Origin of the sequence: Clostridium algoriphilum, from assembly GCF_020443705.1 — a bacterium.
Lineage (GTDB): Bacteria > Bacillota > Clostridia > Clostridiales > Clostridiaceae > Clostridium_AD > Clostridium_AD algoriphilum.
The window spans coordinates 221,305-247,167 of record NZ_JAIZZK010000002.1 but is presented as its reverse complement, the minus strand read 5'-3'; the positions used below and the strand labels follow the sequence as shown (position 1 = coordinate 247,167).

The 25,863-nt window shown below is 31.4% G+C and carries 23 protein-coding genes, 1 other RNA gene, 3 pseudogenes and 1 riboswitch; of the genes and pseudogenes, 5 read left to right on the top strand and 22 right to left on the bottom strand.

Going from position 1 to position 25,863, the window contains the following annotated elements; genetic code table 11:
- Window positions 1-108 precede the first annotated feature (108 nt).
- Window positions 109-246, bottom strand: coding sequence for a hypothetical protein (locus LGK95_RS03465; RefSeq protein ID WP_226122273.1), 138 nt, complete (start codon window positions 244-246; stop codon window positions 109-111).
- Between the two features lie 113 nt (window positions 247-359).
- Here LGK95_RS03465 and LGK95_RS03460 point away from each other — a divergent pair.
- Window positions 360-470, top strand: a pseudogene (locus tag LGK95_RS03460) (IS3 family transposase); the annotation flags it as partial.
- Window positions 471-827: 357 nt separating this feature from the next.
- Here the strand turns inward: LGK95_RS03460 and LGK95_RS03455 are convergent.
- The 4 genes and pseudogenes from LGK95_RS03455 to LGK95_RS03445 form a co-directional block, all read right to left on the bottom strand.
- Window positions 828-1,363 (bottom strand): annotated as a pseudogene (locus LGK95_RS03455) (transposase); the annotation flags it as partial.
- 6 nt (window positions 1,364-1,369) lie between these two features.
- Window positions 1,370-1,824: pseudogene (locus tag LGK95_RS22765) on the bottom strand (DDE-type integrase/transposase/recombinase); the annotation flags it as partial.
- Window positions 1,815-2,039 (bottom strand): HTH domain-containing protein, encoded by a 225-nt coding sequence (locus LGK95_RS03450; RefSeq protein ID WP_226122271.1) that lies wholly within the window; start codon window positions 2,037-2,039, stop codon window positions 1,815-1,817. The pseudogene LGK95_RS22765 and the gene LGK95_RS03450, both read right to left, overlap by 10 nt.
- An 83-nt stretch (window positions 2,040-2,122) precedes the next feature.
- Complete coding sequence (locus LGK95_RS03445) at window positions 2,123-2,800, bottom strand: sensor histidine kinase (RefSeq protein WP_226122269.1); 678 nt, start codon at window positions 2,798-2,800, stop codon at window positions 2,123-2,125.
- Window positions 2,801-3,392: 592 nt separating this feature from the next.
- On the opposite strand from LGK95_RS03445, the gene LGK95_RS03440 reads away from it, so the two are divergent.
- The 3 genes from LGK95_RS03440 to LGK95_RS03430 all read left to right on the top strand — a co-directional run bounded on the left by LGK95_RS03440 (window position 3,393) and on the right by LGK95_RS03430 (window position 4,399).
- On the top strand, window positions 3,393-3,506 hold the full coding sequence (locus tag LGK95_RS03440; RefSeq protein WP_226122314.1) for a homocysteine S-methyltransferase family protein: 114 nt from the start codon (window positions 3,393-3,395) through the stop codon (window positions 3,504-3,506).
- Between the two features lie 476 nt (window positions 3,507-3,982).
- Entirely contained in the window at window positions 3,983-4,156 is a 174-nt protein-coding gene (locus LGK95_RS03435) for a hypothetical protein (RefSeq protein ID WP_226122262.1), read from the top strand.
- Between the two features lie 84 nt (window positions 4,157-4,240).
- Window positions 4,241-4,399, top strand: coding sequence for a Lin0512 family protein (locus tag LGK95_RS03430; RefSeq protein ID WP_319001892.1), 159 nt, complete (start codon window positions 4,241-4,243; stop codon window positions 4,397-4,399).
- A 272-nt stretch (window positions 4,400-4,671) separates the two neighbouring features.
- Here the strand turns inward: LGK95_RS03430 and rlmD are convergent, their stop codons facing one another.
- Both rlmD and LGK95_RS03420 read right to left on the bottom strand, forming a co-directional pair.
- Window positions 4,672-6,033 (bottom strand): 23S rRNA (uracil(1939)-C(5))-methyltransferase RlmD, encoded by a 1,362-nt coding sequence (gene rlmD / locus LGK95_RS03425; protein ID WP_226122260.1) that lies wholly within the window; start codon window positions 6,031-6,033, stop codon window positions 4,672-4,674.
- A gap of 16 nt (window positions 6,034-6,049) precedes the next feature.
- Window positions 6,050-6,445: an RDD family protein gene (locus tag LGK95_RS03420; protein WP_226122251.1), complete on the bottom strand. Its 396-nt coding sequence runs from the start codon at window positions 6,443-6,445 to the stop codon at window positions 6,050-6,052.
- A 273-nt stretch (window positions 6,446-6,718) separates the two neighbouring features.
- Here LGK95_RS03420 and LGK95_RS03415 point away from each other — a divergent pair, with 273 nt between their 5' ends.
- Entirely contained in the window at window positions 6,719-7,471 is a 753-nt protein-coding gene (locus LGK95_RS03415) for a TSUP family transporter (protein WP_226122249.1), read from the top strand.
- A 47-nt stretch (window positions 7,472-7,518) separates the two neighbouring features.
- Here the strand turns inward: LGK95_RS03415 and LGK95_RS03410 are convergent, their stop codons facing one another.
- The 15 genes from LGK95_RS03410 to dnaG all read right to left on the bottom strand — a co-directional run bounded on the left by LGK95_RS03410 (window position 7,519) and on the right by dnaG (window position 25,644).
- The gene (locus tag LGK95_RS03410; RefSeq protein ID WP_226122240.1) at window positions 7,519-7,785 is read right to left on the bottom strand and encodes an ATP cone domain-containing protein; all 267 of its coding nucleotides are present in this window, start codon (window positions 7,783-7,785) and stop codon (window positions 7,519-7,521) included.
- A 142-nt stretch (window positions 7,786-7,927) separates the two neighbouring features.
- The gene (purD, locus tag LGK95_RS03405; protein WP_226122238.1) at window positions 7,928-9,172 is read right to left on the bottom strand and encodes a phosphoribosylamine--glycine ligase; all 1,245 of its coding nucleotides are present in this window, start codon (window positions 9,170-9,172) and stop codon (window positions 7,928-7,930) included.
- A gap of 92 nt (window positions 9,173-9,264) precedes the next feature.
- A complete protein-coding gene (gene purH / locus LGK95_RS03400) occupies window positions 9,265-10,767 on the bottom strand; it encodes a bifunctional phosphoribosylaminoimidazolecarboxamide formyltransferase/IMP cyclohydrolase (protein ID WP_226122236.1) in 1,503 nt (500 codons plus the stop codon).
- Between the two features lie 81 nt (window positions 10,768-10,848).
- A complete protein-coding gene (gene purN / locus LGK95_RS03395) occupies window positions 10,849-11,457 on the bottom strand; it encodes a phosphoribosylglycinamide formyltransferase (RefSeq protein WP_226122234.1) in 609 nt (202 codons plus the stop codon).
- Complete coding sequence (gene purM / locus LGK95_RS03390) at window positions 11,445-12,443, bottom strand: phosphoribosylformylglycinamidine cyclo-ligase (protein WP_226122233.1); 999 nt, start codon at window positions 12,441-12,443, stop codon at window positions 11,445-11,447. Before purM ends, purN begins: the two co-directional genes overlap by 13 nt.
- A 9-nt stretch (window positions 12,444-12,452) precedes the next feature.
- Window positions 12,453-13,886: an amidophosphoribosyltransferase gene (purF, locus tag LGK95_RS03385; RefSeq protein WP_226122231.1), complete on the bottom strand. Its 1,434-nt coding sequence runs from the start codon at window positions 13,884-13,886 to the stop codon at window positions 12,453-12,455.
- Between the two features lie 52 nt (window positions 13,887-13,938).
- Entirely contained in the window at window positions 13,939-14,646 is a 708-nt protein-coding gene (purC, locus tag LGK95_RS03380) for a phosphoribosylaminoimidazolesuccinocarboxamide synthase (RefSeq protein WP_226122230.1), read from the bottom strand.
- A 52-nt stretch (window positions 14,647-14,698) separates the two neighbouring features.
- Complete coding sequence (purE, locus tag LGK95_RS03375; RefSeq protein ID WP_226122228.1) at window positions 14,699-15,178, bottom strand: 5-(carboxyamino)imidazole ribonucleotide mutase; 480 nt, start codon at window positions 15,176-15,178, stop codon at window positions 14,699-14,701.
- A gap of 125 nt (window positions 15,179-15,303) precedes the next feature.
- A riboswitch (purine riboswitch) is annotated at window positions 15,304-15,403 on the bottom strand.
- Window positions 15,404-15,617: 214 nt separating this feature from the next.
- Complete coding sequence (locus LGK95_RS03370) at window positions 15,618-19,433, bottom strand: phosphoribosylformylglycinamidine synthase (protein WP_226122226.1); 3,816 nt, start codon at window positions 19,431-19,433, stop codon at window positions 15,618-15,620.
- A gap of 322 nt (window positions 19,434-19,755) precedes the next feature.
- Window positions 19,756-20,142, bottom strand: an RNA gene (gene rnpB / locus LGK95_RS03365) — RNase P RNA component class A.
- 51 nt (window positions 20,143-20,193) lie between these two features.
- On the bottom strand, window positions 20,194-21,009 hold the full coding sequence (locus LGK95_RS03360; RefSeq protein ID WP_226122224.1) for a Nif3-like dinuclear metal center hexameric protein: 816 nt from the start codon (window positions 21,007-21,009) through the stop codon (window positions 20,194-20,196).
- Window positions 21,000-21,689 (bottom strand): tRNA (adenine(22)-N(1))-methyltransferase, encoded by a 690-nt coding sequence (locus LGK95_RS03355; RefSeq protein WP_226122222.1) that lies wholly within the window; start codon window positions 21,687-21,689, stop codon window positions 21,000-21,002. Before LGK95_RS03355 ends, LGK95_RS03360 begins: the two co-directional genes overlap by 10 nt.
- Window positions 21,690-21,700: 11 nt before the next feature.
- A complete protein-coding gene (locus LGK95_RS03350; RefSeq protein WP_226122221.1) occupies window positions 21,701-22,588 on the bottom strand; it encodes a PH domain-containing protein in 888 nt (295 codons plus the stop codon).
- 166 nt (window positions 22,589-22,754) lie between these two features.
- Window positions 22,755-23,852: an RNA polymerase sigma factor RpoD gene (rpoD, locus tag LGK95_RS03345; RefSeq protein ID WP_226122218.1), complete on the bottom strand. Its 1,098-nt coding sequence runs from the start codon at window positions 23,850-23,852 to the stop codon at window positions 22,755-22,757.
- 22 nt (window positions 23,853-23,874) lie between these two features.
- Window positions 23,875-25,644: a DNA primase gene (dnaG, locus tag LGK95_RS03340; RefSeq protein WP_226122216.1), complete on the bottom strand. Its 1,770-nt coding sequence runs from the start codon at window positions 25,642-25,644 to the stop codon at window positions 23,875-23,877.
- Window positions 25,645-25,863: the final 219 nt, after the last annotated feature.

Below are 25,863 nucleotides of genomic sequence, written 5' to 3'. Positions count from 1 at the left end.
AATTAAATTTAATAAAAATTTAAGTAACCACTTAACTGCAGTATCTAAAAATGTGCTGAACCCTTTGATTTTCATGGAGTTAAGTTTTAGTTAATGATGTTGTTAAGGCTATTTATATTTAACAATAGCTTTATTGGCCGTACCATCAATTATCATAGTGGCAAACTCTTGGGTTGCCACTATATTTCTAAATCCGTATGACCTTGCTTTATTAATTAGATTTACAACTATTATACTTGCAAACACGTTAAACTCGTCTACACTGCCACTTTATCTGTTGTAGCATCGACAATGGACCAATGGAAGTTTTGAGGAATCCTCAAGTGTGAAAAGTTCTACTTGCATAATATAATACATATGATGATATCTCTAATGCAATTGATGAATATATTATCTTCTACAATACCAAGAGATTGCAAAAAAGATTAAATGGCCTTAGCCCTTTAGAATTTAGGGCTTTAGCCATTTAAGTCAATTTTATTATTTTCATTTTTTACTTTACAGGGAGCAGTTCACAGTTCATTGTACTTGTGTTACATTCGTTATTTTTAGATGTATTGGAAATATAAAAATCTGCATATCCATTTTTACCTTTTTTTATCCTGCTTTCTAACCTAGCAGCTTTATTATTCGCTTTAAATAAACGGCAAATATCGCTGTTGCTCCTTGAATTTCCATACCAATAAGACCCGAAGATGATGCAACATCATATCCGTACCTACGTTTCAATTCACTATTTTTTGCTTCTATCTTATAGCGCTCCTTGGATTTTTCCTTAAAATACTGACTTTGCTGAAATTGCCACTGTTTGCTGTGTTCATCTGATAAATAATCTTTTGACAATACTCTAGCTCATCTTCTAATACATCTGTTGTTGTTTTAGAAGGGAATTTTTCTTTCATCTTTTCATCAATTTCATACACCGATTTTCTAAGTTTTCTTGATAGATCCATTAGGATTTCCATTGGATATTTCTTATTATAACGTGCTTTTGTGGGCAGCATCTACTATAATAGATGCATATCTAAAATGTTCATATTTTTTAAGCGTAGCTTTCTGAACTTAGTTAAAGAACTTGATTCAATAACAGCCTCCTCTAGAATGACATATCATACTTTGATCGTTCTACAATATCAACATCAGATAACTCAAAGATCACTTTCAATAATAGGTATTTAAACATATGAATTGGACTAATTGCATTGCATCCGTTATCAAGACAATAGTTATCCAATAATTCATTGTAAATGAAAGAAAAATCTATTAATACACTAATTTTCCGCAAAAAATTGTCATTTGGTATAACTAAATTGTGAATGTCTATGTATAGACTGATAATCATGGTTTGCTGTTGCTTAATCATAGTATCATTGTCCCAACAATTACCTCTACGCGACATTGACTGACCTAATTTGTGTTTATTTAGTAGCTTTTGAAATGTTGGACTTGTATAATGACTACCTTGATCTGAATGAATAAAGGCATCTTTTATTAACATTACGCATCTATTTTTGAATAGCTTGTTTATAATATCTAGTGCTCTATCAAGTGTTATTCTATCTGAAGTTATGCTAATATCTCATTTGTTGAGAAATCTTTAATTGTTGATAGGTAAACCATTTTACTATTACCGTATGGTAAATATGTTATATCAGTAAGCAGAACCTTTCCTGGTGTAGCCTGCTTAAATTCACGATTCAGAATATTTTAAACTACACGATGTTCTTTTGTCGCTTTAGCAATTCTTTTATATGGATTTGGTTTTCTATGAGGACATATTATTTCGTATTTGTTCATAATCCTACGGCTACGTTTTAAGCTATATATATAGCTTCTTTAATTCTTTTTAATCCTAGTATATTTATATCGAATCCATTTTCTTCGAAAATTTGTCTTGGTAATTTCCCAGCTATGTGTTCATTAATAAATAATATTTTAAATTCATAGCTATATGTGATTGGTAGTTCACTGACTCTTAGGACATTTTTATTATTTTCTAGCATTCTAACATCCTCTTTATTAGTTATAATTTTACTCATTAGTTATAATTTTACTCATTAGCCATCCTCCTAAACTCATATAAATCATACGAAAAAAGCACTTATAATCCAAACATTTTTTTTCAAAGTGTCCAGTCTATTGATCTATACCCAATGTTATTCGATAAACTCAATTTAAAGAATCCCGCTTCAATCTTTGATAAATCAACTATATTATTAATGAGTTTGGATAATCTATACGAATTTAGTTTCAGTGAGGCAATATATTTAACAATTGAATCCTTCTTCTCGTCGAGTGAACCACTATTGCAATACATATTAAATAACTGAGCTGTTGAAAAAATAATATTTAGTGGTGTTTTAAGTTCATGAGATATGTTAACAAGGAATTCTCCCTGTGCCTTATTAGCAACGATTAACTCTTTATTAGCAATAATTAGCTTTGCTGCCATGTCTGCTTTCTCATCGCGTTGAAAGGCAAGCTCTTTATTAGCGATGATCAACTCCGCTGCCCTGTCTGCTTTTTCTCCGCTTTGATAAGCAAGTTCTTTGTTAGCGATAATTAACTCTGCAGCCCTGTCTGCTTTTTCTCCGCTTTGATAAGCAAGTTCTTTATTAGCGATAATTAACTCTGCAGCCCTGTCTGCTTTCTCTCCACTTTGAAAGGCAAGCTCCTTAATAGCGATGATTAACTCCGCAGCCCTGTCTGCTTTTTCTCCACTTTGAAATGCAATCTCCTTAATAGAGATGATTAACTCCGTAGCACGTTCTGCTTTTTCTTCACTTTCTTTAAGACTCATTTCCAGTTGTTCTGTTACCTGTCTGTAAAAATTATCATTCATATAGCGCCTCTTTCAGCTTATTTTTTCGGATTAATAAAATACTCAATTAGTGATGTTAAAATTTCAGTTGAAAACGTTTGTTGGAAGTATTTTCTTGATAATAAAATCAGATTCTTTATAGACTTTATTCATACAATAAATACTAAATAATATTATAACTAATGATAAACAAGCAATTCATTCAAATGTATTCTAATACCATAGCTTATCTACTTTTACTTTTACTATTATCCATAATTTAGGCTAGTTTCATTTATTTAAACATTGTAACCATTCTCTATTTTCAAAACCCAAGAGATTTAAAGGGTTTTTAATAATAATGTTATAAAATCTTATAATAAAAAGAGAAAGAAATTCCAGGATTTTGATTCAATATAAACACTGGCGCGTTACTTGATACTTAATACTCTTGGAGCTGTTGCGGTAAAGTAACATTTAAGGTTAGCGGGTTGTAATTTTCTGTTCCGTTACTACATAGACCCCTAAGATAAACTTGAATGATAAAATATCTAAATTTCAGATTGTGTTGCGCTTACCCAGTATATGATGAATCTACAACTATTTTAATTTTAAGATTTTTGGAGGTTGCTGTGGAACTGACAACACTCATATAGCGAGCATTGCTAGAGAATTAAGGGCTCTTACTAATAAAGATAACACTTAAAATAAGGCGATTTTTTTCTAGCTTTAAATAAAGAAAACCATTCAACATAATAACTTTAGTATTTAAGAGATATTAGTAAAAACATTGGTATATCTCGAGCAACATATAGAGATTCTAAGTAATAAAAGAGATGTTGATGTCTCTTTTATTACTTAGAATAAAGTTAACTTGAAAGTGACAACTTTCACATTTATAACAAGCAATAAGTATGCCAATCTAAAAATCATATCCTAAAATTTAATTTAGCTGAAAACGTATTGTTAAATAAGCTTTTTATAAACAAAATAAAAAAAGGACTCATACTAGCATTTAAGCCTAAAATAAGCCACGTTAATCCGTAAACTAGTTAAACGCCGGGAACTAACCTTAGTCAAAAGCTATATAGGTATAGAAGATATCCTTAAGATCTATATATGTTGTTATATAAATCAGTAAATGAAATATAACATTATGTAGAATTTATTTTGGTAAATTCTATGGATATAAATAAACAAGATCGTAAAAACCACCATTCTAACGAAAAATCCTATTCTGATGAGGACTGTTATACAGCTATTGAAGAAATACATTCAAGATTTTTATCAAAGTCTACATTTTACAGAAAAACGAAAAAATATCAAGTGAGTAAAGTACCAAAGTGGGAAAAATAACTTAGTATTACCATTTTGGTACTTTTTTTCCAAAATAAAATTTAAAGATTCAATTGAATACTGGCACGTTTCTCTTGATAATTAATATTAAAGGACGGGATATATCTTATTAAGAGGTATAAAATAGAATTTGGATTAGGAACTAATTTTCACGGACAGGATGTTAGCCATAAAGCAGAAAAAGCTGTTAAAAACGCGTATTTACTTATGTTTAAGCAGGTTTCGAAGTGCTATTATGTCTAATCAGGTTGTGACGCCATAGTGGCCTACTGCGAAACAACTCTGAATAAATTATACCATTTTATACAACGGTTAACTATTATTTAGAGTGTTTAAATCGAAAATGTTAGTGCTACCCTAATATTTAATCCATAATAAAAAAAGAAGGTATTTTATTTACCCTCTTCATACTGATTAATTAATTTATAAAATGTAGTTTTCTTTTCCGACGAACTTGAGTAACCGTCGGAAAAATTCATAATCTGATTAAGTTTTAAACATCTAAACCCTTGAACCTATTGATTTGCCTTCACTATGTCTACAATAGTCTCAATGTGAGGGGTATGTGGAAACATGTCCATTAGTACTACCTTTTGGATCTTATATCCTCTATTAATAAATTCCCTTAAGTCAACTACTAGACTTTTAGGGTTGCAAGATACATAAACTATGTGCTTCGCATCAAACTTTAGTACATAATCTAATGCTGTAGGATGTACTCCTGCTCTTGGAGGATCTAGAATAATGCTATCTGGTTTATCTTTTACCTCTTTTATAACTTTCGCTATATCACCTGCTATAAACTCACAATTGTCTAATCCGTTAATTCTTGCATTTTCATTAGCCGCAGCAACTGCTTCTTCTATTAATTCTATTCCTAGTACTTTTTTTGCTTTGGCTGCAACAATTTGTCCTATGGTTCCCGTTCCACAATACAAGTCAAACACTACCTTGGATTCAGAATCACCTAAAAAATCTCTAACTATGCTATAAAGCTTTTCTGCTCCTTTTGAATTAGTTTGAAAAAAAGCAAAAGGATTAATTTTAAACTTAAGGTCTAATATATTTTCCATAATATATTCCCTGCCATATAATGTTTCAGTTTTATCAGCTTGAACTATATCTGATAATGAATCATTAAATGTATGTATTATTCCTGTTATTATTCCATCGCATTTTAATTCTTTAAGCATATTAGTTATTTCACCTAAATCAAAATCCATTTTAGATGTGGTTACGATATTAACTAATATCTCACCAGTATTTTTAGCTTTTCGAATAACTAAGTTTCTTAGATATCCCGTACGCTCCATTACATTATAATGTGGTAATTTTAGCTCTTTAAAGTAGTTTAACACTAATTTTAGAATTTCTCTAAAATCTACATCTACTATTCTACAATCATCAACTGTCACAATACTAAAGCTTCTTCCTTTAGTATGCATACCAAGAGTTAATTCACCATCTTTTCTAAAGTCACCAAATGTAAATTCCATTTTGTTCCTGTATTCAAATACCTCAGGGCTTTTTTCTATACCCAAGAATTCAAAATCTTTTATCTCTGCTTCTTCAAACAATTTTAATACTTGCAGTTTTTTAAATTCTAATTGTTTTTCATAAGAAAGAAATTGATGACTACATCCTCCACATAAATCAGTAATATTGCATTGTGGCTTAATTTTATAATCTACGTCTTCTAATATTTTTACAAGCTTAGCTTCTACACCAAACTGTTTCTTTTTTGATACTTTAGCAATTACCTTTTGACCTGGTATCGTATTTTTAATTAAAACTTTTTCACCTTCATAAAACGCAATGCCCTGTGCTGGAAATTCTAATTCTTCTATATAAAGTTCATACTCTTTTCTTCTCTGCATAATATTTTTCAAACTCCTATCTTTTTGTAATAAATAGTCCAGAAACTTTTTTTCCGATGGTAGCAGATGATTTTCCACTTTCCATAATACTCATGTATAATACCATAACAACCATAAAAAGTATAAATGTCATTTGGAACTTTTGACTTATAGCATATCCTGCTAGCTTAAGTATAGCATCTGCAACGAATACTACAATTGTTGATACTACTCCTATAGCTATTAAATCTATAATGTTAGCTTTAAATGTATCTATAAAAGAAGGTTTTGTAGCCTTAGTCGTATTTGAATTTTCCTTATGAATGCCTTGTTTGCTACTAACTACTTCGTTTTTTGCAACATTTTTATTGTCTGTATTACTTAAATCTTTAATTATTGTTTCGTTATTAATTTTTTTATTTTGTTCTAACATATTAAATCCCCTCATTTTTATATTATTATTTTATGATTTTTGTTTTATCTTATAACCTCCACAAATGGAGAACTGCTTATAATTTTTTACTCCCACCTATATATAATACGTATATATCACATATAAATCAATAGTTTATCGAGTATCGTCCAAAAATATGCCATTATTTTATATCAACATCCACATAATTCTTTAATTTATAGTAATTATCATTTATAATGATAAAGAAAGATTTTATTCATTTTAAATTTTATAATATTAGGCAGGTGTCATATGTTAACTAAAATTGCTCTTCTATGTATAGCTGGTTTTCTGGCATCCTTTATTGATTCTATTGCTGGAGGTGGTGGTCTCATAAGTGTACCAGCTTTTATGCTCGCGGGTTTACCCCCTCACATGGTGCTTGGCACTAACAAATTTAGTGCAACTGCTGGTTCTTTTACTAGTTCTCTCCAATTTATAAAATCAGGTAAGGCTAATTTTAAACTTTTAAAATACCTAATTCCCTTTACATTTTTAGGTTCAATGCTTGGTGTTAAAGCAGTTCTACATATAGATCAAAAATTTCTTAACACATTAGTATTAATTCTTATCATTTTTATTGGAATTTATACTCTTTTTTCCAAATCTTTGGGATTAGACGATAAGTTTAAAGGACTTACAAAACAGAATGTACTATGTGGAATAATTCTAGCTCTTTTATTGGGCTTTTATGATGGTTTTTTTGGTCCTGGAACAGGTTCTTTTTTAGTTTTTGGATTTATAAGTATTTTTGGTTTCAACTTTATAGCTTCTTCAGCTAATGCACGAGTACTTAACTTTATAAGCAACATTACAGCTCTCATTTTATTTGCAATAAGCGGTAAAATAAATTATATGATAGGATTGCCTGTAGCAGTATCTATGATTATTGGGGCTAAAGCAGGCACGAGCGTTGCCTTAAATAATGGTTCAAAACTTATAAAACCTATATTTGTAACAATGTCTTTAGCTGTAGCATTAAAAATGCTTGTAGGCTTTTTTTAATTCTTACCTATAGAAGAAAGCAGATGATTTATTTCATCTGCTTTCTCTTATTCTAATTTCCCCTGATTATAATATTTAGCCACAAGACTAAATCCCCATTTTTCCAATTCACCCAATACTATTTCGTGAATAATATTAAAAGCAATGGGGTCCTTTTGATATTTTTCTATACTATCCCAAATATCTTCAGCTAAATTGTCAATATCAGCTATATTTAATGGTTGCCCAGCATCGTCAGAGGCTCTCGATATGCTAGTTTTTATTTTGCTTAAATTAAAATCTTGAAGCCTACCATCTCTTTTTATAACTTTCATAATTATCATCTCCTATGTATAAGTATCACCTAATATAATTTTACTCATTACATACTTAAAAATTCGGCTTTAAAATTTAACAGTATACTCCTATAATACAAAACATTACCACAATATTCAAGCTATTTACATATATTTAGTTTTATTTTCCAATATCTGTTCTATAATACATTCCATCAAATTTAATCTTTTTCATATCAGCATAAGCTATTTCTCTTGCCTTTTCTAGTGTTCCACCAAAACCTGTTACTCCCAAAACTCTTCCACCATTTGTCCTCATTGTGCCCTTATCACCAACAGCACCAGCTAGAAACAACTTACCCTCTAGTTTGCCAACCTCACTTATTTCATATCCAGTAGAATAACTTCCTGGATAACCCTTCGATGCGGCAATTAAGCAGCAAGAATATCCTTGTTTCCATTCTAGATTAAAGTTTTTAAGTTCACCATCTATAGCCGCTTTAACAAGTCCCACAAAATCACTCTTCATAAGTGGAAGAACCGCTTGAGTCTCAGGGTCTCCAAATCTCACATTATATTCAAGCGAATATACTCCTTTTTTAGTTATCATTATTCCAAAGAATATTATGCCCCTATAATCCATAACTTCATTTTGAATCCCCTTTAGGGTTGGAAGCAATATATTTTTATAAAATTCATCGAGTACCTGTTTTGTGCAGTATGGATTAGGTGCTATAGCTCCCATACCCCCTGTATTAGGTCCCTTGTCTGCGTCAAATATTTGTTTATGATCTTTTGAAGATACAAAAGGAAGTATAACCTTCCCATCTGTTATAGAGAGTATAGATGCCTCTACCCCTTCTAAAAATTCTTCTATTATAATTTTCTTACCGCTACCTTTAAATATATCTAGTACCATAAAGTCATTTATACTTTTCTCAGCCTCGACAAAATCATTACATATAATTACACCTTTGCCTGCTGCCAATCCATCGGCTTTAATTACTATAGGATATTCGCAATTTTTAAGATAGTCTATGGCTTCCTTATCATTTTCAAAGACCTCATATGCGGCTGTCTTTATGCCATATTTTTTCATGAATTCTTTAGAATATGCTTTACTTCCCTCAAGCTTTGCCGCTTTTGCGCAAGGTCCTAATATTTTAAGTCCCTTTTCATTAAACTTATCAACTATTCCTTGTACAAGCCATTCCTCTGAACCAACTATAGTTATATCAATTTTATTTTTTACTGCGAATTCTAAAAGCTCATCCATTTTTGTAATATTAATGTTTTCACACTTACTTTCTCTGTAAGTACCGCCATTACCAGGAGCACAATATACTACATCGACGCTTGGATTTTCTGCAACCTTTGACACTAAAGCATGTTCTCGTCCCCCAGAACCAATAATTAATACCTTCATATATCCGTCTCCTTTTCTTTATAAATTAAAATTGATGGAATAACTAAGTTATCCCATCATGAAGTTAAGGTTTTTTTATAGTTTTAGCTACCTTAGTGTTTAAAATGCCTAATTCCTGTAAACACCATCGAAATATCATTTTCATCGCACTTATCTATTGATTGTGAGTCTTTTATAGAACCACCTGGTTGAATTATTGATTTTATGTTATATTTTGCTGCTAGTTCTACAACGTCTCCGAATGGGAAGAATGCATCTGATGCCATAACTGTTGCATCTCCTCCTCTTTCTAAAGCGTGTTCTGCTGCCCATATTCTATTAACCTGCCCTACTCCAATACCCTTGGTAGTGCCATCTTTAACAACTACAATAGCATTTGATTTAACATACTTAACCACTTTCATAGCAAATATTAAATCTTTCATTTCTGCCTCAGTTGGACTTTTCTTAGTAACTACTTTTATTTCATCTATTAATTTGTTATCTGCACTTTGTACTAGCATACCGCCATCAACATTAACAATATTAACTTTTCCTTCTGATTTACTTAAACATTTTACAATTCTTAAATTCTTCTTACCTTTTAATATTTCTAATGCATCATCGTCAAACTCTGGTGCAATTACAACCTCTAAGAATATCTTTTTAAGCTCGATAGCAGTTTCTTTATCTACCTTTGTATTAAAAGCAACAATTCCACCAAATATAGACATTGGATCGCATTCGTACGCCTTTTTATATGTATCTAATGCACTGCTACCTGTAGCTACTCCACATGGTGTATTATGTTTTAGGGCGCAACAAGTAATCTCATCAAAATCACATACTACCTTCCATGCAATATCCATGTCCTTTATATTATTATAAGATAATTCTTTGCCATTTAACTGCTCAAAATTCTTCATTGCTCCATTACTCGCAGCTGATACGTAATAAGCTGCGCTTTGATGAGGATTTTCACCATATCTTAAATCCATTTGTTTTTTATATGAAACAGAAAGATAATCTGGGTATGAGTCCTCGCCAAGTAAAAAATTACTTATAGCTGCGTCGTATGCTGATATTAAGTTGAACACTTTACCTGCTAAATGTTTTCTTGTCTCAAAATCTACTTCTTCTTTAGCATCCATTTTATTTATAATGTTCTCATAATCTGTTGTATCACTAAGTACAATAACATCTTTAAAGTTCTTAGCTGCTGCTCTAAGCATTGTTGGCCCACCAATATCAATGAATTCAACTTTTTCCTGAAAACTTATATCTTCTGTAACTTTATCAAAGAAAGGATAAAGATTAACTACTACCATGTCAATAGGTTTGATTCCTTTTGCTTTGATAGTTGCCATATGCTCTTCATTATCTCTTATTGCAAGTATTCCACTATGTATAACTGGGTGTAATGTTTTAACTCTTCCGTCCAATATCTCTTCGAATCCGGTAACATCAGATATTTCCGAAACTTTTATGCCATTTTCTTTCAAATACTTAAAAGTTCCACCTGTAGAAATAATCTCTACACCATTGTTTTGAAGGGATATTGCAAGTCCTAATATATTGTCTTTATCAAACACACTTATAAGTGCTGTTTTAATCATTAATACGCCACCTCTCATATATAATGCAAATTCAAATATATAACAAGCAAGCATTCTAGCATCTCTTACTTGTTATTTATATTATATACCTAGTACTTTTCTTCCTTTAATTGTTATTCTTCCGTCGCTTATATATTTAATAGCTTCGGAAAGTGCCTTATGTTCTTGCTTAAGCACTCTAAGTTGTAAGTCTTTTGCTGTATCAGTACTATAGACATCTACAACCTTTTGAATTATTATTGGTCCTGAATCTGTACCTTCATCTACGAAATGGACAGTACATCCTGAAACTTTAACCCCATATTCTATAGCTTTCTCATGAACTTTCATTCCATACATACCGCCACCACAAAAACATGGGATAAGTGCTGGATGTATATTTATAATTTTATTTTTAAATACATGAAGAAGTTCACCTTGAAGAATAGATAAAAAACCAGCGAGTACTATTAAATCTACTTTTCCATCTAAAATTTTTAGTATTTCACTTGAAATGTTAATTCCTAGCTGTTTTCTATCTAATATGTATGTTTTTATATCTTTAGCTTTTGCCCTATCTATGCCATATGCATCTTTTTTATCACTAATTACAGCTTCTATAGAGCAGTTTAAGTATCCACTTTCTATATTATCTATTATAGCTTGAAGGTTGCTTCCGCTTCCTGAGACTAATACGGCTATTTTAAGCAAACTCCTGCACCCCCGGCTTCAACATGACCAATTTTATATGCTTTATCCCCTAAATCATTAATACTCTTTATAACTTTTAAGCAATCCTTATCTTCAACACATAGTACATATCCTATTCCCATATTATATGTATTAAACATATGCTCCTCGGTTACCCCAAGTGACATAAGATGTTTACAGATGTCAGGTACATTAAAACTATTTTTATCGACTACTGCTGTAAAAGCTCCATTAAACATTCTTGGTATGTTTTCATAAAAGCCACCACCAGTTATATGAGCCATACCCTTTATATCAAATTTATCCAAAAGGCTTAATATAGTTTTTACATAAATTTTTGTTGGGGCTAAAAGAGTTTTACCAATCTTATCTCCATTAAAATCTTCATCCAAGTTTGGTATTAATTTTCTAACTAAGGAATATCCATTACTATGAAGCCCTGACGATTCAATTCCTATAAGTGAATATCCATCTTTAATCTTAGAACCATCAATTATCTTATGCTTATCAACTATTCCAACTGTAAAACCTGCCATATCATATTCTCCGTCTCTATAAAAACCTGGCATTTCTGCAGTTTCTCCACCTATTAGTGCGCAATTAGACTGAACACATCCATCTGACACACCTTTTACAAGTTGAGCTGATACTCTAGAATCTAATTTACCACAAGCAATATAATCTAAAAAGAAAAGTGGTTTTGCACCATGGCAAAGGACATCATTAACGCACATAGCAACACAGTCAATTCCTACAGTGTCATATTTTTTCATTCTAAATGCTATATCGAGTTTTGTGCCTACACCGTCAGTACCAGAAACTAAAATAGGATTTTTGTAACCTTCTCCTATTTCAAACATACCAGCAAAACTACCTAAATGATTTAAAACACCCTTTGTAAATGTGGCTGCTGCGTATTCTTTTATAAGCTTTACTGATTTGTATCCTTCTTCAATATTAACACCTGCATCTTTATAAGTTATCATAAGTGTCCCCTACCTTCCTAATTTTTCTTTCTCAGTTTCGTATGGAGCTGATACTGGATATGTTCCGTTAAAACAACCTAGACAAAATTCTTTATGACCCAGTGTTTTAAGTAGTCCATCTATGCTTAGATATCCAAGGCTATCTGCACCTATCTCTTCTCTAATTTCCTCAACACTAATATTAGAACCAATTAAATCTTTTCTATAAGGTGTATCTATTCCAAAATAACAAGGATATTTTACTACTGGTGAACAAACCCTAAAATGGACTTCTGTTGCTCCAGCTTTTTTTAATATATCAACTAATCTTTTGCTAGTGGTTCCTCTAACTATTGAATCATCTATTAAAATAACTCTTTTACCTTCTACATTTATTTTTAGAGCATTTAATTTTACAGAAACTGCTTTTTCACGAATTTCTTGAGTTGGGCTTATAAAGGTTCTTCCTACATATCTGTTTTTTACAAGACCTATACCAAAAGGTATTCCTGAAATCTTAGAATAACCTATTGCTGAAGCCAGGCCTGAATCTGGAACTCCTATAACCATATCTGCGTCTACTGGAGATTCTTTAAATAGCTGTTCTCCAGCCGCTACTCTTGAAGCGTACACATTTATTCCATCAATAGTACTGTCCGGTCTTGCAAAATATATATATTCAAAAGAACAAGTTGCATTTTTAGTTTTCTCAGCAAAATTAATAGATTGCAGTCCAGTTTCATCTATTATTACTATCTCACCAGGCTCAACATCTCTTAAAAAGTCTGCACCTACTGCATCGAGAGCGCAACTTTCTGATGCAATAACATAACTGTTGCCTATTTTACCTATGCAAAGTGGTCTAATACCGTTCTGATCTCTAACGCCTATTAGTTTATCCTTTGTAAGCATAACTATTCCATAAGAACCTTTAACAGCTTGTATTGCATCTACTACAGCCTTTTCCATGCCTTTTTTGGCACCTCTAGCAATTAGGTTAAGTATTACTTCTGAATCTATTGATGTTTGAAACATGTAGCCGCAATCCTCAAGTAACTCTCTGATAACTTCTGCATTTACTAAATTACCATTATGCGCTATAGCTATGTCACCTAGTTTGGATTTACTTAAAAGGGGCTGTGCATTTTTCACTTCACTAGATCCTGTAGTTGAATATCTAACGTGTCCAATAGCAGCGTGACCCTTCATTTCTTTAATCATTTCCTTGTTGAATACATCACATACAAGACCCATAGCTTTTTCGCAAGTAAGTGTAACCCCATCAGAATAAACTATACCAGCACTTTCTTCTCCCCTATGCTGCAAAGCATAAAGTCCGTAATAAGTTAGTGTTGCAACATCCAAGTCTTTGTCTTGCGCAAAAATACCAAAAACACCGCATTCATCTTTAAACTTATCTTGATCATCAATGAGTATTTCGTCCAATTCATCAACTTTATTCAAAGTTATTCCTCCTTTTTATTTTTCCCTATATTTTTTCATTTACACTTGTTTCTTATTTCTTAGTAATTCTACTTAATATTTCCTCATATGCTTCTGTAACATTACCTAAATCTCTTCTAAATCTATCTTTATCTAATTTTTCCCCGGTTTTAACATCCCAAAATCTGCAAGTATCTGGTGATATCTCATCTGCTAAAATTATTTCGCCGTTAAATCTTCCAAATTCTATTTTGAAATCTATTAGATTAATATCTTGTTTTAAGAAAAGTTCCTTTAATATATCATTTATTTTAGATGCCATTTCATATATATCTGCTAATTCTTGAGGAGTGGCAAGCCCCATAGCTACTGAATGAGAATCGTTTATTAGTGGGTCACCTAATTCATCATTTTTGTAACTTAGTTCAAACACTGTTGTTTTTAGCTTAGTTCCTTCTTCTATTCCGTAACGTTTTGCCATACTACCAGCAGCTACATTTCTTACAATTACTTCTAGAGGCACTATTTCAACCTTTTTGCATAATTGTTCTCTATCACTTATCTTTTTAATAAAATGAGTTTTTATACCCTTTTTTTCTAATAATTCATATAACATAGTAGTTATACTGTTATTTAATACTCCTTTTTTATCAATTTGTGCCTTTTTAACACCATTAAATGCTGTTGCATCATCTTTAAAATATACTCTTATTTCATCCTTATTATCTGTACTGAACATTTTTTTTGCTTTTCCCTCATATAATAATACTGAATCTCCCATTTATAACCACTCCTTAGTATTTTAATTTATAAACTTATGTCTAGATTTAATTCTAAAGTTCGATATTAACTTCATTCTCTGATATAAATTTTTCTTTCATTTCTTTTCTATATGTAATCAATTTATTTTTAAGTTCTAAGTATTTAAGAGATAAAATTTGTACTGCTAGCATTCCAGCATTATAACTATTATTAATACCAACAGTAGCTACAGGAATAGCTTTTGGCATTTGAACAATTGAAAGTAGTGAGTCAATGCCTCCGAGTGCAGCCTTAATAGGCACTCCAATCACTGGTAATATCGTCTGAGAGGCAATTACGCCAGGAAGATGTGCAGCAAGGCCTGCTCCTGCTATAATGCATCCTACCCCGCTATTTTCCATTTCTTTTATTACCTCTGTTAATCTTTCTGGTACCCTGTGCGCTGAAAGAATATGTACTTCGTAATCCACTCCAAATTCTTTAAGTGCCACTGCAGCATTTTTCATTATGTCTTTATCAGATTTACTTCCAAAAATAATTCCTACTTTCATTTTTTACCTCCTATTGAAATAAGTATTTAACTTTTATAATTGCCAATAAAAAAAAGATTACACCATAAAATATTAATCTATTGGTGTAATCTTGAATTAATAGTATATTTATCACCTTTTATAAGGTCAATTCAAGATTCAACAATAGTGAGAAGTTGACGGCCTCTCGTAGAAACTTCTAGGCCATATTCCTAGAAATATATCGATGAACTAATTATTCATTTATATGTTATATTATAAGTTAATGTTAACATCTATTTTTTGCTAAGTCAATACATTAATAATTATATTAATATTATTGTTCGTGTTTGTAGCTACATATATACAATTAGCTATCAAGTTCAAAGATATTGTTCGTATTTCAAAGATGGAGATGAATTATCTGCACCATTTTATACATTACGAACAATATCTTTTTCATTAATTATATTTAATTATTTTATTTAAAGTAGTTTACTCCTGCTTCAAATAATTTTTGATCCTTATTACCACTAATATTCACTCCAACATTTAAGCCAACTCTTTCAGAATGACCCATCTTACCAAAAATTCTTCCATCAAGACTAGTAATTCCTTCAATAGCATTGATTGAGCCATTTGGATTAAAATTTATATCATAACTTGGAGTTCCGTCAAAGTCTACATATTGAGTAGCTACTTGGCCGTCTGCGAATAGTTTCTTAATTACATCGTCGTTTGCTACAAATCTACCTTCTCCGTGTGATACTGGGATGGTATGAATATCTCCAACTTTTAAATTATGTAGCCAAGGAGAAATCGTTGAAACTACTTTAGTTTGCACCATACATGATACGTGTCTTCCAATTTCATTATATGTTAAGGTTGGGCTATTTTCAGTTATATCAGTTATTTTTCCGTATGGAAGTAACCCAAGCTTAATTAGAGCTTGAAAGCCATTGCATATTCCCAGCATTAATCCATCTCTATTTCCTAATAACTCATTAATACTTTCACGTATTATAGGATTTCTAAAAAATGTTGCTATAAATTTACCAGAACCATCTGGTTCATCACCAGCACTAAATCCACCTGGAAGCATAACAATTTGAGAATTCTTTATTTTATCCGCTATACTCTTTATTGATTCTTCAATATGCTTAGCTGATAAATTATTTAATACCATAATTTCAACTTCAGCTCCAGCCTTCTCAAAAGCTCTCATAGAATCATACTCACAGTTAGTTCCTGGGAACACAGGAATTATAACTCTAGGCTTTGCTATCTTAATTGCAGGAGTTGCAATTTTAATTGCACGAGTTGATATAATCTTTGAGTTTGGGACGCTTGCGTAGCTTTTTTCATCTTTACTGTTTACTTTAGGACTATCTGTTTTTGTACTAAATACACTTTCTAAAGTCTTCTCCCAATTACTTAGAGCATCTTCTAGAGCAATAGTTTCTCCTAATACTTTTATAAATGGTTCTACTTCCGTATGGCCTAGCACCTTAATATTCAAGTTTTCTTTAATCAGATTACTAATTGAGTCCTTATTTACTTCCATTACTATACTACCGTAATCCTCTTTAAATATGTCTTCTGCCTGAATGTCACTTGCAAAAGCAAATCCTATTTTATTACCAAAGCACATCTTAGATATAGCCTCTGCGAGACCTCCCATTCCTACTGCATAGGTTGATAATGCCTTGCCACTCTCTATTAACGCCTTTACTAATTTATAATTTTGTCGAAGTTTTTCAAAATCAGGTAGTCCATCTTCGCAAATATTTGAATGAATTAGAACGACCTGACTATCTCCTTTTTTAAACTCTGGAGAAATAACCTTATCTGTATTTATAACGTCTACTGCAAATGATACAAGTGTTGGTGGTACATTCATTTCATTAAACGTTCCTGACATACTATCTTTTCCGCCAATAGCTGCTATGCTAAATTCTTTCTGTACACGGAAAGCTCCTAGGAGTGCTGAAAATGGTTTACCCCACTTATAAGGCTCTTTTGACAATTTTTCAAAGTATTCTTGAAATGTTAGTTTAATATTTTCATAATCAGCTCCACTAGACACTAACTTTGTAACAGAATCTATTACTGCATAAGCAGCTCCATGGAAAGGACTCCATTTAGCTAGTTTTGGATTATACCCATATGACATCATTGTGCCAGTATTTGTATCTCCTCGAAGTACAGGAAGCTTTGCTATCATAGACTGAATTGGTGTCTTTTGATATTTACCACCAAAAGGCATTAAGACAGATCCCGCTCCTATAGTACTATCAAATCTCTGCGCTAAACCTCTTTTACTGCAGACATTTAAGTCTGATAACGTAGAGTTCCATAATTCTTTTATAGATTTTTTCTTACCTAAATTTTCTTTTATGTCTTTTGAAAAATAGTATTCATCCTCTTTAGGTGCTGCAACTTTTACATTACTGTGCTGCTTTACTCCGTTTGTATCTAAGAAAGTTCTACTTACATCAACAATTGTTTTTCCCTTCCATACCATTTTAAGTCTATCATCATCAGTTATCTGTGCAACCTCTACGGCCTCTAAGTTCTCTTCTTCTGATAGTTTTATAAATTCAGCAGAATCTTCACGCCTAACAACAACAGCCATACGTTCTTGGGATTCTGATATAGCGAGCTCTGTTCCATCTAGTCCATCATATTTTTTAGTAACTTTGTCTAAGTTAATTATAAGTGCATCTGCGAGTTCGCCAATAGCTACCGACACACCACCTGCACCAAAATCATTACATCTCTTTATAAGGGTCGTAACACTAGGATTTCTAAATAGTCTTTGTATTTTTCTCTCTGTAGGTGCATTACCCTTTTGTATCTCTGCGCCTGAAGTTAGAATTGAGCTTTCGCTATGTGTCTTAGATGACCCAGTAGCTCCTCCACATCCATCTCGACCTGTTCTACCTCCAAGAAGTATAACTACGTCTGAGGCTAAAGGCTTCTCTCTTACTACATTCGCGAAAGGTGCTGCTCCAATAACTGCTCCTACTTCCATTCTCTTAGCAACAAAATCTTCATCATAAACCTCAGATACGAGTCCTGTTGCAAGACCTATTTGATTTCCATAAGAACTAAATCCATGAGCAGCTTCAAGAGTAATTTTTCGTTGTGGAAGTTTACCTTTAATAGTATCCGAAACTTTCGTCCTTGGGTCACCTGATCCTGTAACACGCATTGCCTGATACACATAACTTCTACCTGATAATGGATCTCTTATTGATCCTCCAAGGCAAGTGGCTGCACCACCAAAAGGTTCTATCTCAGTAGGATGGTTATGGGTTTCATTTTTAAACATTACTAGCCACTTTTCTTTCTCTCCATCTATGTTTGCGGTAACTACTATGCTGCAAGCATTAATCTCATCAGAAACATCAAGGTCCTTTAATTTTCCTTTTTTTCTTAGATCTTTCAGACCAATAATAGCCATATCCATTAATGTAACATCTCGACTCGTTTGACCATAAACAAAATCTCTAGTGTCTAAGTATTCCTTATAAGCCATCTTAATTGGTTTAGAATATTTTCCTTCTTCAATGCACACATCCTCAATTACAGTATTAAATGTTGTATGTCTGCAATGATCTGACCAATATGTATCTATAACTTTTATCTCTGTTATAGTTGGATTTCTCTTTTCAGTTTCTCTAAAATATTCTCTGCAATATTGTAGATCCTCAAAACTCATAGCAAGCCCATTACTTTTTAAGAACTCTGTTAACTCCGCATCGTTCATGTTAGTAAAAGATTCTATTATTCTTACCTGATTCGGTTCTGTAAAGTTCTGCTGTAAATCCTTCTGTTTATTTAAATCTGCTTCTCTAGAATCTACGGCATTTATGCAATACCCTTTAATTTTATCTAATTCTCTGTCAGTAATATTTCCCTTTAATATTATAAGTCTTGCAGTTTTAACTATATGTTTGTCGCTTTGAGTTAAAATTTGTATGCATTGAGAAGCTGAATCTGCTCTCTGATCGTATTGTCCTGGTAAAAATTCAATAGCGAATACTGTATCAGAGCTTTTAATTTCTAATTCTTCATCATAAACCTTATCTACTGTTGGCTCTGAAAATATTGTATTCCTTGACATAAGGTATTGCTCTTTTGAAATTCCCATAATATCATATCTACTAACTAATCTAAGTCCCTCTAAGCTCATTATGCCTAGATTTGTTTTTATGTCTTTTAGTATTTTTTCACCTTCAATATCATAGTTCGCTTTTTTCTCTACATATAACCTATATATCTTATTTTCCATGAATAATACCTCCAAAAGTTAAATTATATACGAATATTACGCATTAAATTTCTTATATAATTCGTTATATTAAGATTATAATATATATTGTCCTATTTTAGTAGTGTATTTGGCAATAAAAATGTTTTAATTTTTTTATTATATAATTAAATTAACGAATATAACGCATATATCAATTATAAAATTTTAATGATAATATAATTCCCTATTTTTAAATTACTAATACAAAAACAGGATAGCATAGATATGCTATCCTGTTTTTGTATCAATATATTTCTATAAAATAAAAAAACTCACTATAAAGTGAGTACTTTTTACATTTGATGCGACTAAACCTATAAGCCGAGTCCTGTATTAGACAATCATCTATCTAGGCCTATTGTTACCAATAAGCTCAAGCGATACACCCGAGAACGAGACGGGCCGCCCCAAAATGTTCTCCTATTCGATCTTGCTCCAAGTGGGGTTTACATAGCCGCAAAGTCGCCAGTGCGCTGGTGAGCTCTTACCTCGCCTTTCCATCCTTGCTAGTATATCCTAAAAACTTAGTAAACTAAACTTTCAGAACACCTTTAGCGGTATATCTCTGTTGCACTTTCCTTAAAGTCGCCTTCACTGGGGATTACCCAGCACCCTGCCCTGTGGAGCTCGGACTTTCCTCTCCTGATTATTGCATGCAATAATCAGCAGCGATTGTCTGGCTTACTCGCAAGATTTATGATATCATACTATTAAAACAAAAGCAAATAGTATTTTTCTATTACTTGATTTTATACGAATCAAAAGTATTTTCAGAAAATATAACTTCGTTGTCATATCCATTTTTAACCAAATTGTTTTTAAACTTTTCTCCGAACATTTTAAATGGTACCCATTCTGTTGCGAAATGACCAGCATCAATTAATGCTACATTCTCCTCTAATAAATCACAAGCACCATGATATTTAGTATCTCCTGTAATAATGCAATCTGCTCCTAACCTTATGCTTTCATGAAAAAAGTCTTCACCACTGCCATTTATAATAGCAATAGTTTTTATCAAGTCATTATCATGACCTACATATCTTATAAACTCCGCCCTATAGAATTTTTTTACATTCTCACATAACTGTGCAAGCCGAATAGGCTCATCCAAATGAACTAATCTACCAATTCCAGCATAACCTTCATTAGAATTTATATTTTTTGAAGGTTCAATAATTTTATATTTATTATATCCTAAAATTTCAGTGGCAATATCATTTAACCCACCTTCAACAGAATCTAAATTGGTATGACTTGCATATACATTTATGCCATTTTTAATTAGCTGAATAACTTTTTTACCTATTAAAGTGTCTGCAGTAATAGTTTCAGGTTTAACGAAAAGAAGAGGGTGATGAGTCAATATGAAATTACACCCTTTTTCCTTTGCCTCATATATTACGTCCATTGTACAATCTAATGCAATCAAAATTTTTGTAACTCTATCCTCTTTGTCCCCAACCATTAGTCCTACATTATCATAATCCTCTTTTAGTTTGGTTGGAGCAATCTTTTGCATAATATTTTCAATAGTTTTTACCTTTAAAAACATTTTAAAAACTCCTTAAGTTTGTGTGTAATAATATAAAGCTGATCTTTTCTTCTTTTAGATAAAATTGTATCCCCATTCAATGAATTATATACCTTTAAATATTTCTGCAATTTATTTTCTACAAAGTTTTGCATAACTCCTTGTTTCTTATCTAATAATATTTTACTTATTTCATAATATATACAATCCAGTTTTAAGGGTTTAGTATTATACCTTGCTTTAATTATTTCATAATATTTACCATCATCATAACAGATTTCTTCATCAAGAATATCATAACCCCTATTATATAAATACTCTCTCAAAACCTCTGCATTTTGAACAGGTTGGAGCACTACATATTTTAATTCTCTAACAACATCTAAGTCATCTTCTAATATATCTCTTATTAAGTTTCCACCCATTCCTGCAATAATAGCAATCTCCACTTCTCCCTTTTTAACTGTGGATAATCCACTACCGAGTCTACAACTAATTTGCCCTTGCGTATTATTAATAGCGATATTGTTTTTAGCCTTCTCCACAGGTCCTCTATTTACATCAGATGCAATAGCATTTTTTATTACACCATTCTTCACTAAATAAATAGGGATATACCCATGATCCGTACCTACATCTATAGCACTCACGCATGGTTCTATCATACTTGCTAATGTTTTCAATCTTATACTAAGTTCCATAATTTTCATCCTTATCTAAAGTTAATTAATATTTTAAACTGCATAATCAAAAATAATATTGCCACAATTAATGATACATAAATATATTTATATGCTGATTTTCTATCATATTTTGCACAAAAATAGCTTGCATAATACATACAAAATAGTAATGCCATATTTAATACTCCATAAACCATCTGGGTAAACGCAAATTGTTGGCCTGTCCCCATTTTTATTGGTTTGAATTTGGCATCAAAACTTAATGGCATAACATTAGGTATACCATTTTGTAAATACAATATAAGTGGGTTTAGGGTTAAAATTAGTATTATTACACTAACCACCATAAAAGGTATTCTGAAATGATTGTCCTTATGGAGGTTGTAGCTATTATTCACTTTATATCTCCACTCTATTTTTTCTATTTGGCGAGATATTAATGTTTCCTCAAATTTTTCATGTTCTAGAGGAGAAATTGCATAACTCATATTATTAGTTTTAATGTAAAAAATATTTTTATTATCTGTAACAAGCATTCTAGATAACCCAATTTTATCAATTACAAATTTGCCCAATGCAAAATTACTCGTAGCTACTCCATAAAGCCTGACACCTTTAATAGTTCCAGTCGTTGTTGTATATCCTTCAATTTCCTTTAATGGTATAATTACTTTCTTCAATGACCCTATAGCATGAATCATAAGATTTTCATTATTAAAAGTGCATTTAAGTGATTCGAACAAAAGTATGTAATATATTTGATATAAATTACAAAAAACCAATAAAAGCTTTAATAGATTATCTACAATGTATGAGTTAGTAAATTTCAGCAGTATTAAAATTAATATATTGTATAATGCAGTCATCAGTAACATAAACCCTAACCCATGACCTCGCTTTGTTGTATAATCTTCCATTTAATCACCTTCAAAACATATTATAGCATATTTAAATCTAGCTTGTAAATATCTTTCCATAATTTTACACAAAGAGATAAGAACACCTTAAGTAAGGTGTTCTTATCTGCAGTAAGCTATACTTATCTTTCAAAAAAAGCTGTACTCATCTTTCAAAAAAGCTGTACTAATCTAAATAATCTTTTAATTTTTTACTTCTACTTGGGTGTCTTAATTTACGTAAAGCCTTGGCCTCAATTTGCCTTATTCTCTCTCTTGTTACATTAAACTCTTTTCCAACTTCCTCAAGGGTCCTTGCGCGTCCGTCATCTAGTCCAAATCTTAATCTTAAAACTTTCTCTTCTCTAGGAGTCAAAGTATCTAAAACGTTAATCAATTGTTCTTTAAGCATTGTGAATGCAGCAGCTTCAGCTGGTGCTAAGGCATCATCATCTGGAATAAAATCTCCTAAATGACTATCTTCCTCTTCACCAATAGGTGTCTCAAGAGACACTGGCTCTTGTGCAATTTTCATAATTTCTCTAACTTTCCCAACTGGCATTTCCATTTTTTCAGCAACTTCATCTGGTTGAGGTTCACGTCCAAGTTCTTGTAGTAGTTGCCTTGAAACTCTAATAAGTTTATTAATAGTTTCAACCATATGTACAGGTATCCTAATAGTTCTAGCTTGATCAGCTATTGCTCTAGTTATTGCCTGCCTAATCCACCAAGTAGCATAAGTACTGAATTTAAATCCTTTTCTATAATCATATTTTTCTACAGCTTTTATTAGTCCTAAATTACCTTCCTGAATAAGATCTAGGAACAACATTCCACGTCCAACATATCTCTTCGCTATACTTACTACCAATCTTAAATTAGCCTCTGCTAATTTTTTCTTAGCTGCAAGATCTCCTTCTTCATTTCTTTTAGCAAGATCAATTTCCTCACTTGATGATAATAATGAAACTTTTCCGATTTCTTTTAAATACATTCGAACTGGGTCATCTATAGAAACACCTTCTGGTATACTAACATCAAGTTCTTCTGTTTCTGGTTCGGTTTCCGCTTGAGCTCCTGTTGCAGGTGCAGCTTTTGCATGCATATCTCCTACAACTTCTATCTCCATTGATTCTAGAACTTCATAAACTTTTTCTATTTGTTCTGGGCTTAACTCTATTTCATAAAGTTCATCCATTACTTCTTTATAAGTCAAGGATCCCTTTTTCTTGCCTTTATCAATAAGTTTTTTGACTATAGCCATTTTTGAACTTTTATCCTTCATCATATTACCTCCTTCTTAAATACTATAACTGTTTAAGATTCTTTTGTAATTCTATAAGTTTTTGAGCTAATTGAATAGATTCTTCTAGCAGGCCTTTTGATTCAAATTGTTTGATATTATTCATAATTTCTTTTTTCGACTCCTCTAACTTGAATTTTTTCAGTTGTTTAATGCAGTCCTTTATAAGTCTTTTATGATCCTCTTCATCAAAAGAGAATTCAATTTCCATAGTATTTATCCATTCTTTTGTGCATTCTATATCATTACACATAAATTCAATATTTTTAATCTTTTCATCATATGGTAAGCTTTTACATTTAACGATATATGAATATATACTTTTATGGCTTTGAATTACCAATTGTTCAATAGACATATTTTCTGTAATATAATCACAATTTTCTTCATTAATAAACATAAATTTCAATAAATTTCTTTCAGCCTTAATATAAGCTGGCTCTAAATATAATTTTTGTCCAAAATCCTGTTGTATATTCATTTTTTTCATTTTTTTTGAATTTTTGTTAATTTCTCCGCTTAATAAGTCATATATTGCTTGTTCTTTAATGCCCGTTTCTTCAGATGCCTTTTTTATATACACATCTTTTTCAACAGGGTCTAAGTCTACTATAATTTCAGTAACCTTTTTAACATACTGTATTATCATTTCACTATTCGCAAAATTTATTCCGTCACCTGCTCTTTTCAGCCTATAATCAATTAGAGGAAGTGCATCATCCACTAATTTTTGGAAAGCCTCTTTTCCATTGTTCTTTATATATTCATCAGGATCTTTTCCCTTTGGAACTACTAACACTCTTAAATCAAAACCTTCACTTCTTAATATTTCTAGGCCCCTTATAGTTGCAGCTTGACCTGCAAAATCAGCATCAAAAGCAATAATAACTTTGTCAACATGTTTTTTCAATAGTTTTGATTGATTAATAGTAAGTGCCGTACCAAGAGACGCAACGACATTTGAGAATCCATATTGATGAAGTGAAATACAATCCATATATCCCTCTACAATTATTATTGTTCGAGATTTATTATTTTTTATTACAAAATTCAGTCCATAAAGGTTTAATCCTTTATGAAATAATGGTGTCTCAGGTGAATTTAAATATTTAGGTTTTGAATCGTCTAAAACTCTTCCTCCAAATCCGATGACACTACCTTTATAATCAAACACAGGAAACATTATTCTATTTCTAAATCTATCGTAATAAGATCCTTTAGGACTTTTAACAATTAACCCTATATTACATAAATCTAATTCGGAATACCCCTTCCTTTTCAGGTATAATAACAAACCATCCCATTTATCAAAAGAGAACCCTAAACCGAATTTTCTCATTGTACCTTCGGTGATACCTCTGTTGGAGAAATATATTTCAGCCTTCTTATCCTTTCTTAAGTTATTATAAAAATACCTAGCCGCCTCTACATTAATTTTGTACATTTTCTTGTACATGTCTTGTTGTGCATTATTTTGATCATTGTGTAAATCTATACTAATGTTAGCTCTTTCAGCTAATACCCTTGCTGCTTCAGGAAAAGTTACATTTCTATCCTTCATAACATAACTGATTACATTCCCAGCTTCCCCACATCCAAAACACTTATAAATTTGTTTTTCCACAGATACAGTAAATGACGGACTCTTCTCATTATGGAAAGGACAAAGGCCAGTATAATTTTTTCCTATCCTTTTAAGTTTTACTCTTTCAGATATTACATCCACAATATCATTTTGTTCCTTTATTTTTCGGATGACATCTTCAGCAATCAATAGATTATTACCACCTTACTTAAATAAATCTACAATATATTTTTATTCGACAAAAAAGTTTATTATCCTTCTTTAATTTATCTTTTTTTAATAATAATTTTGTTTGCTTATAATATATTCTTTATAAAATACAAATTTCCTTCAATAAATTTATTTTTTTATTTTTATTTTTTATATTTTTTTATAAATTACTCTAAAATATTTATTTTTCTATTCTTA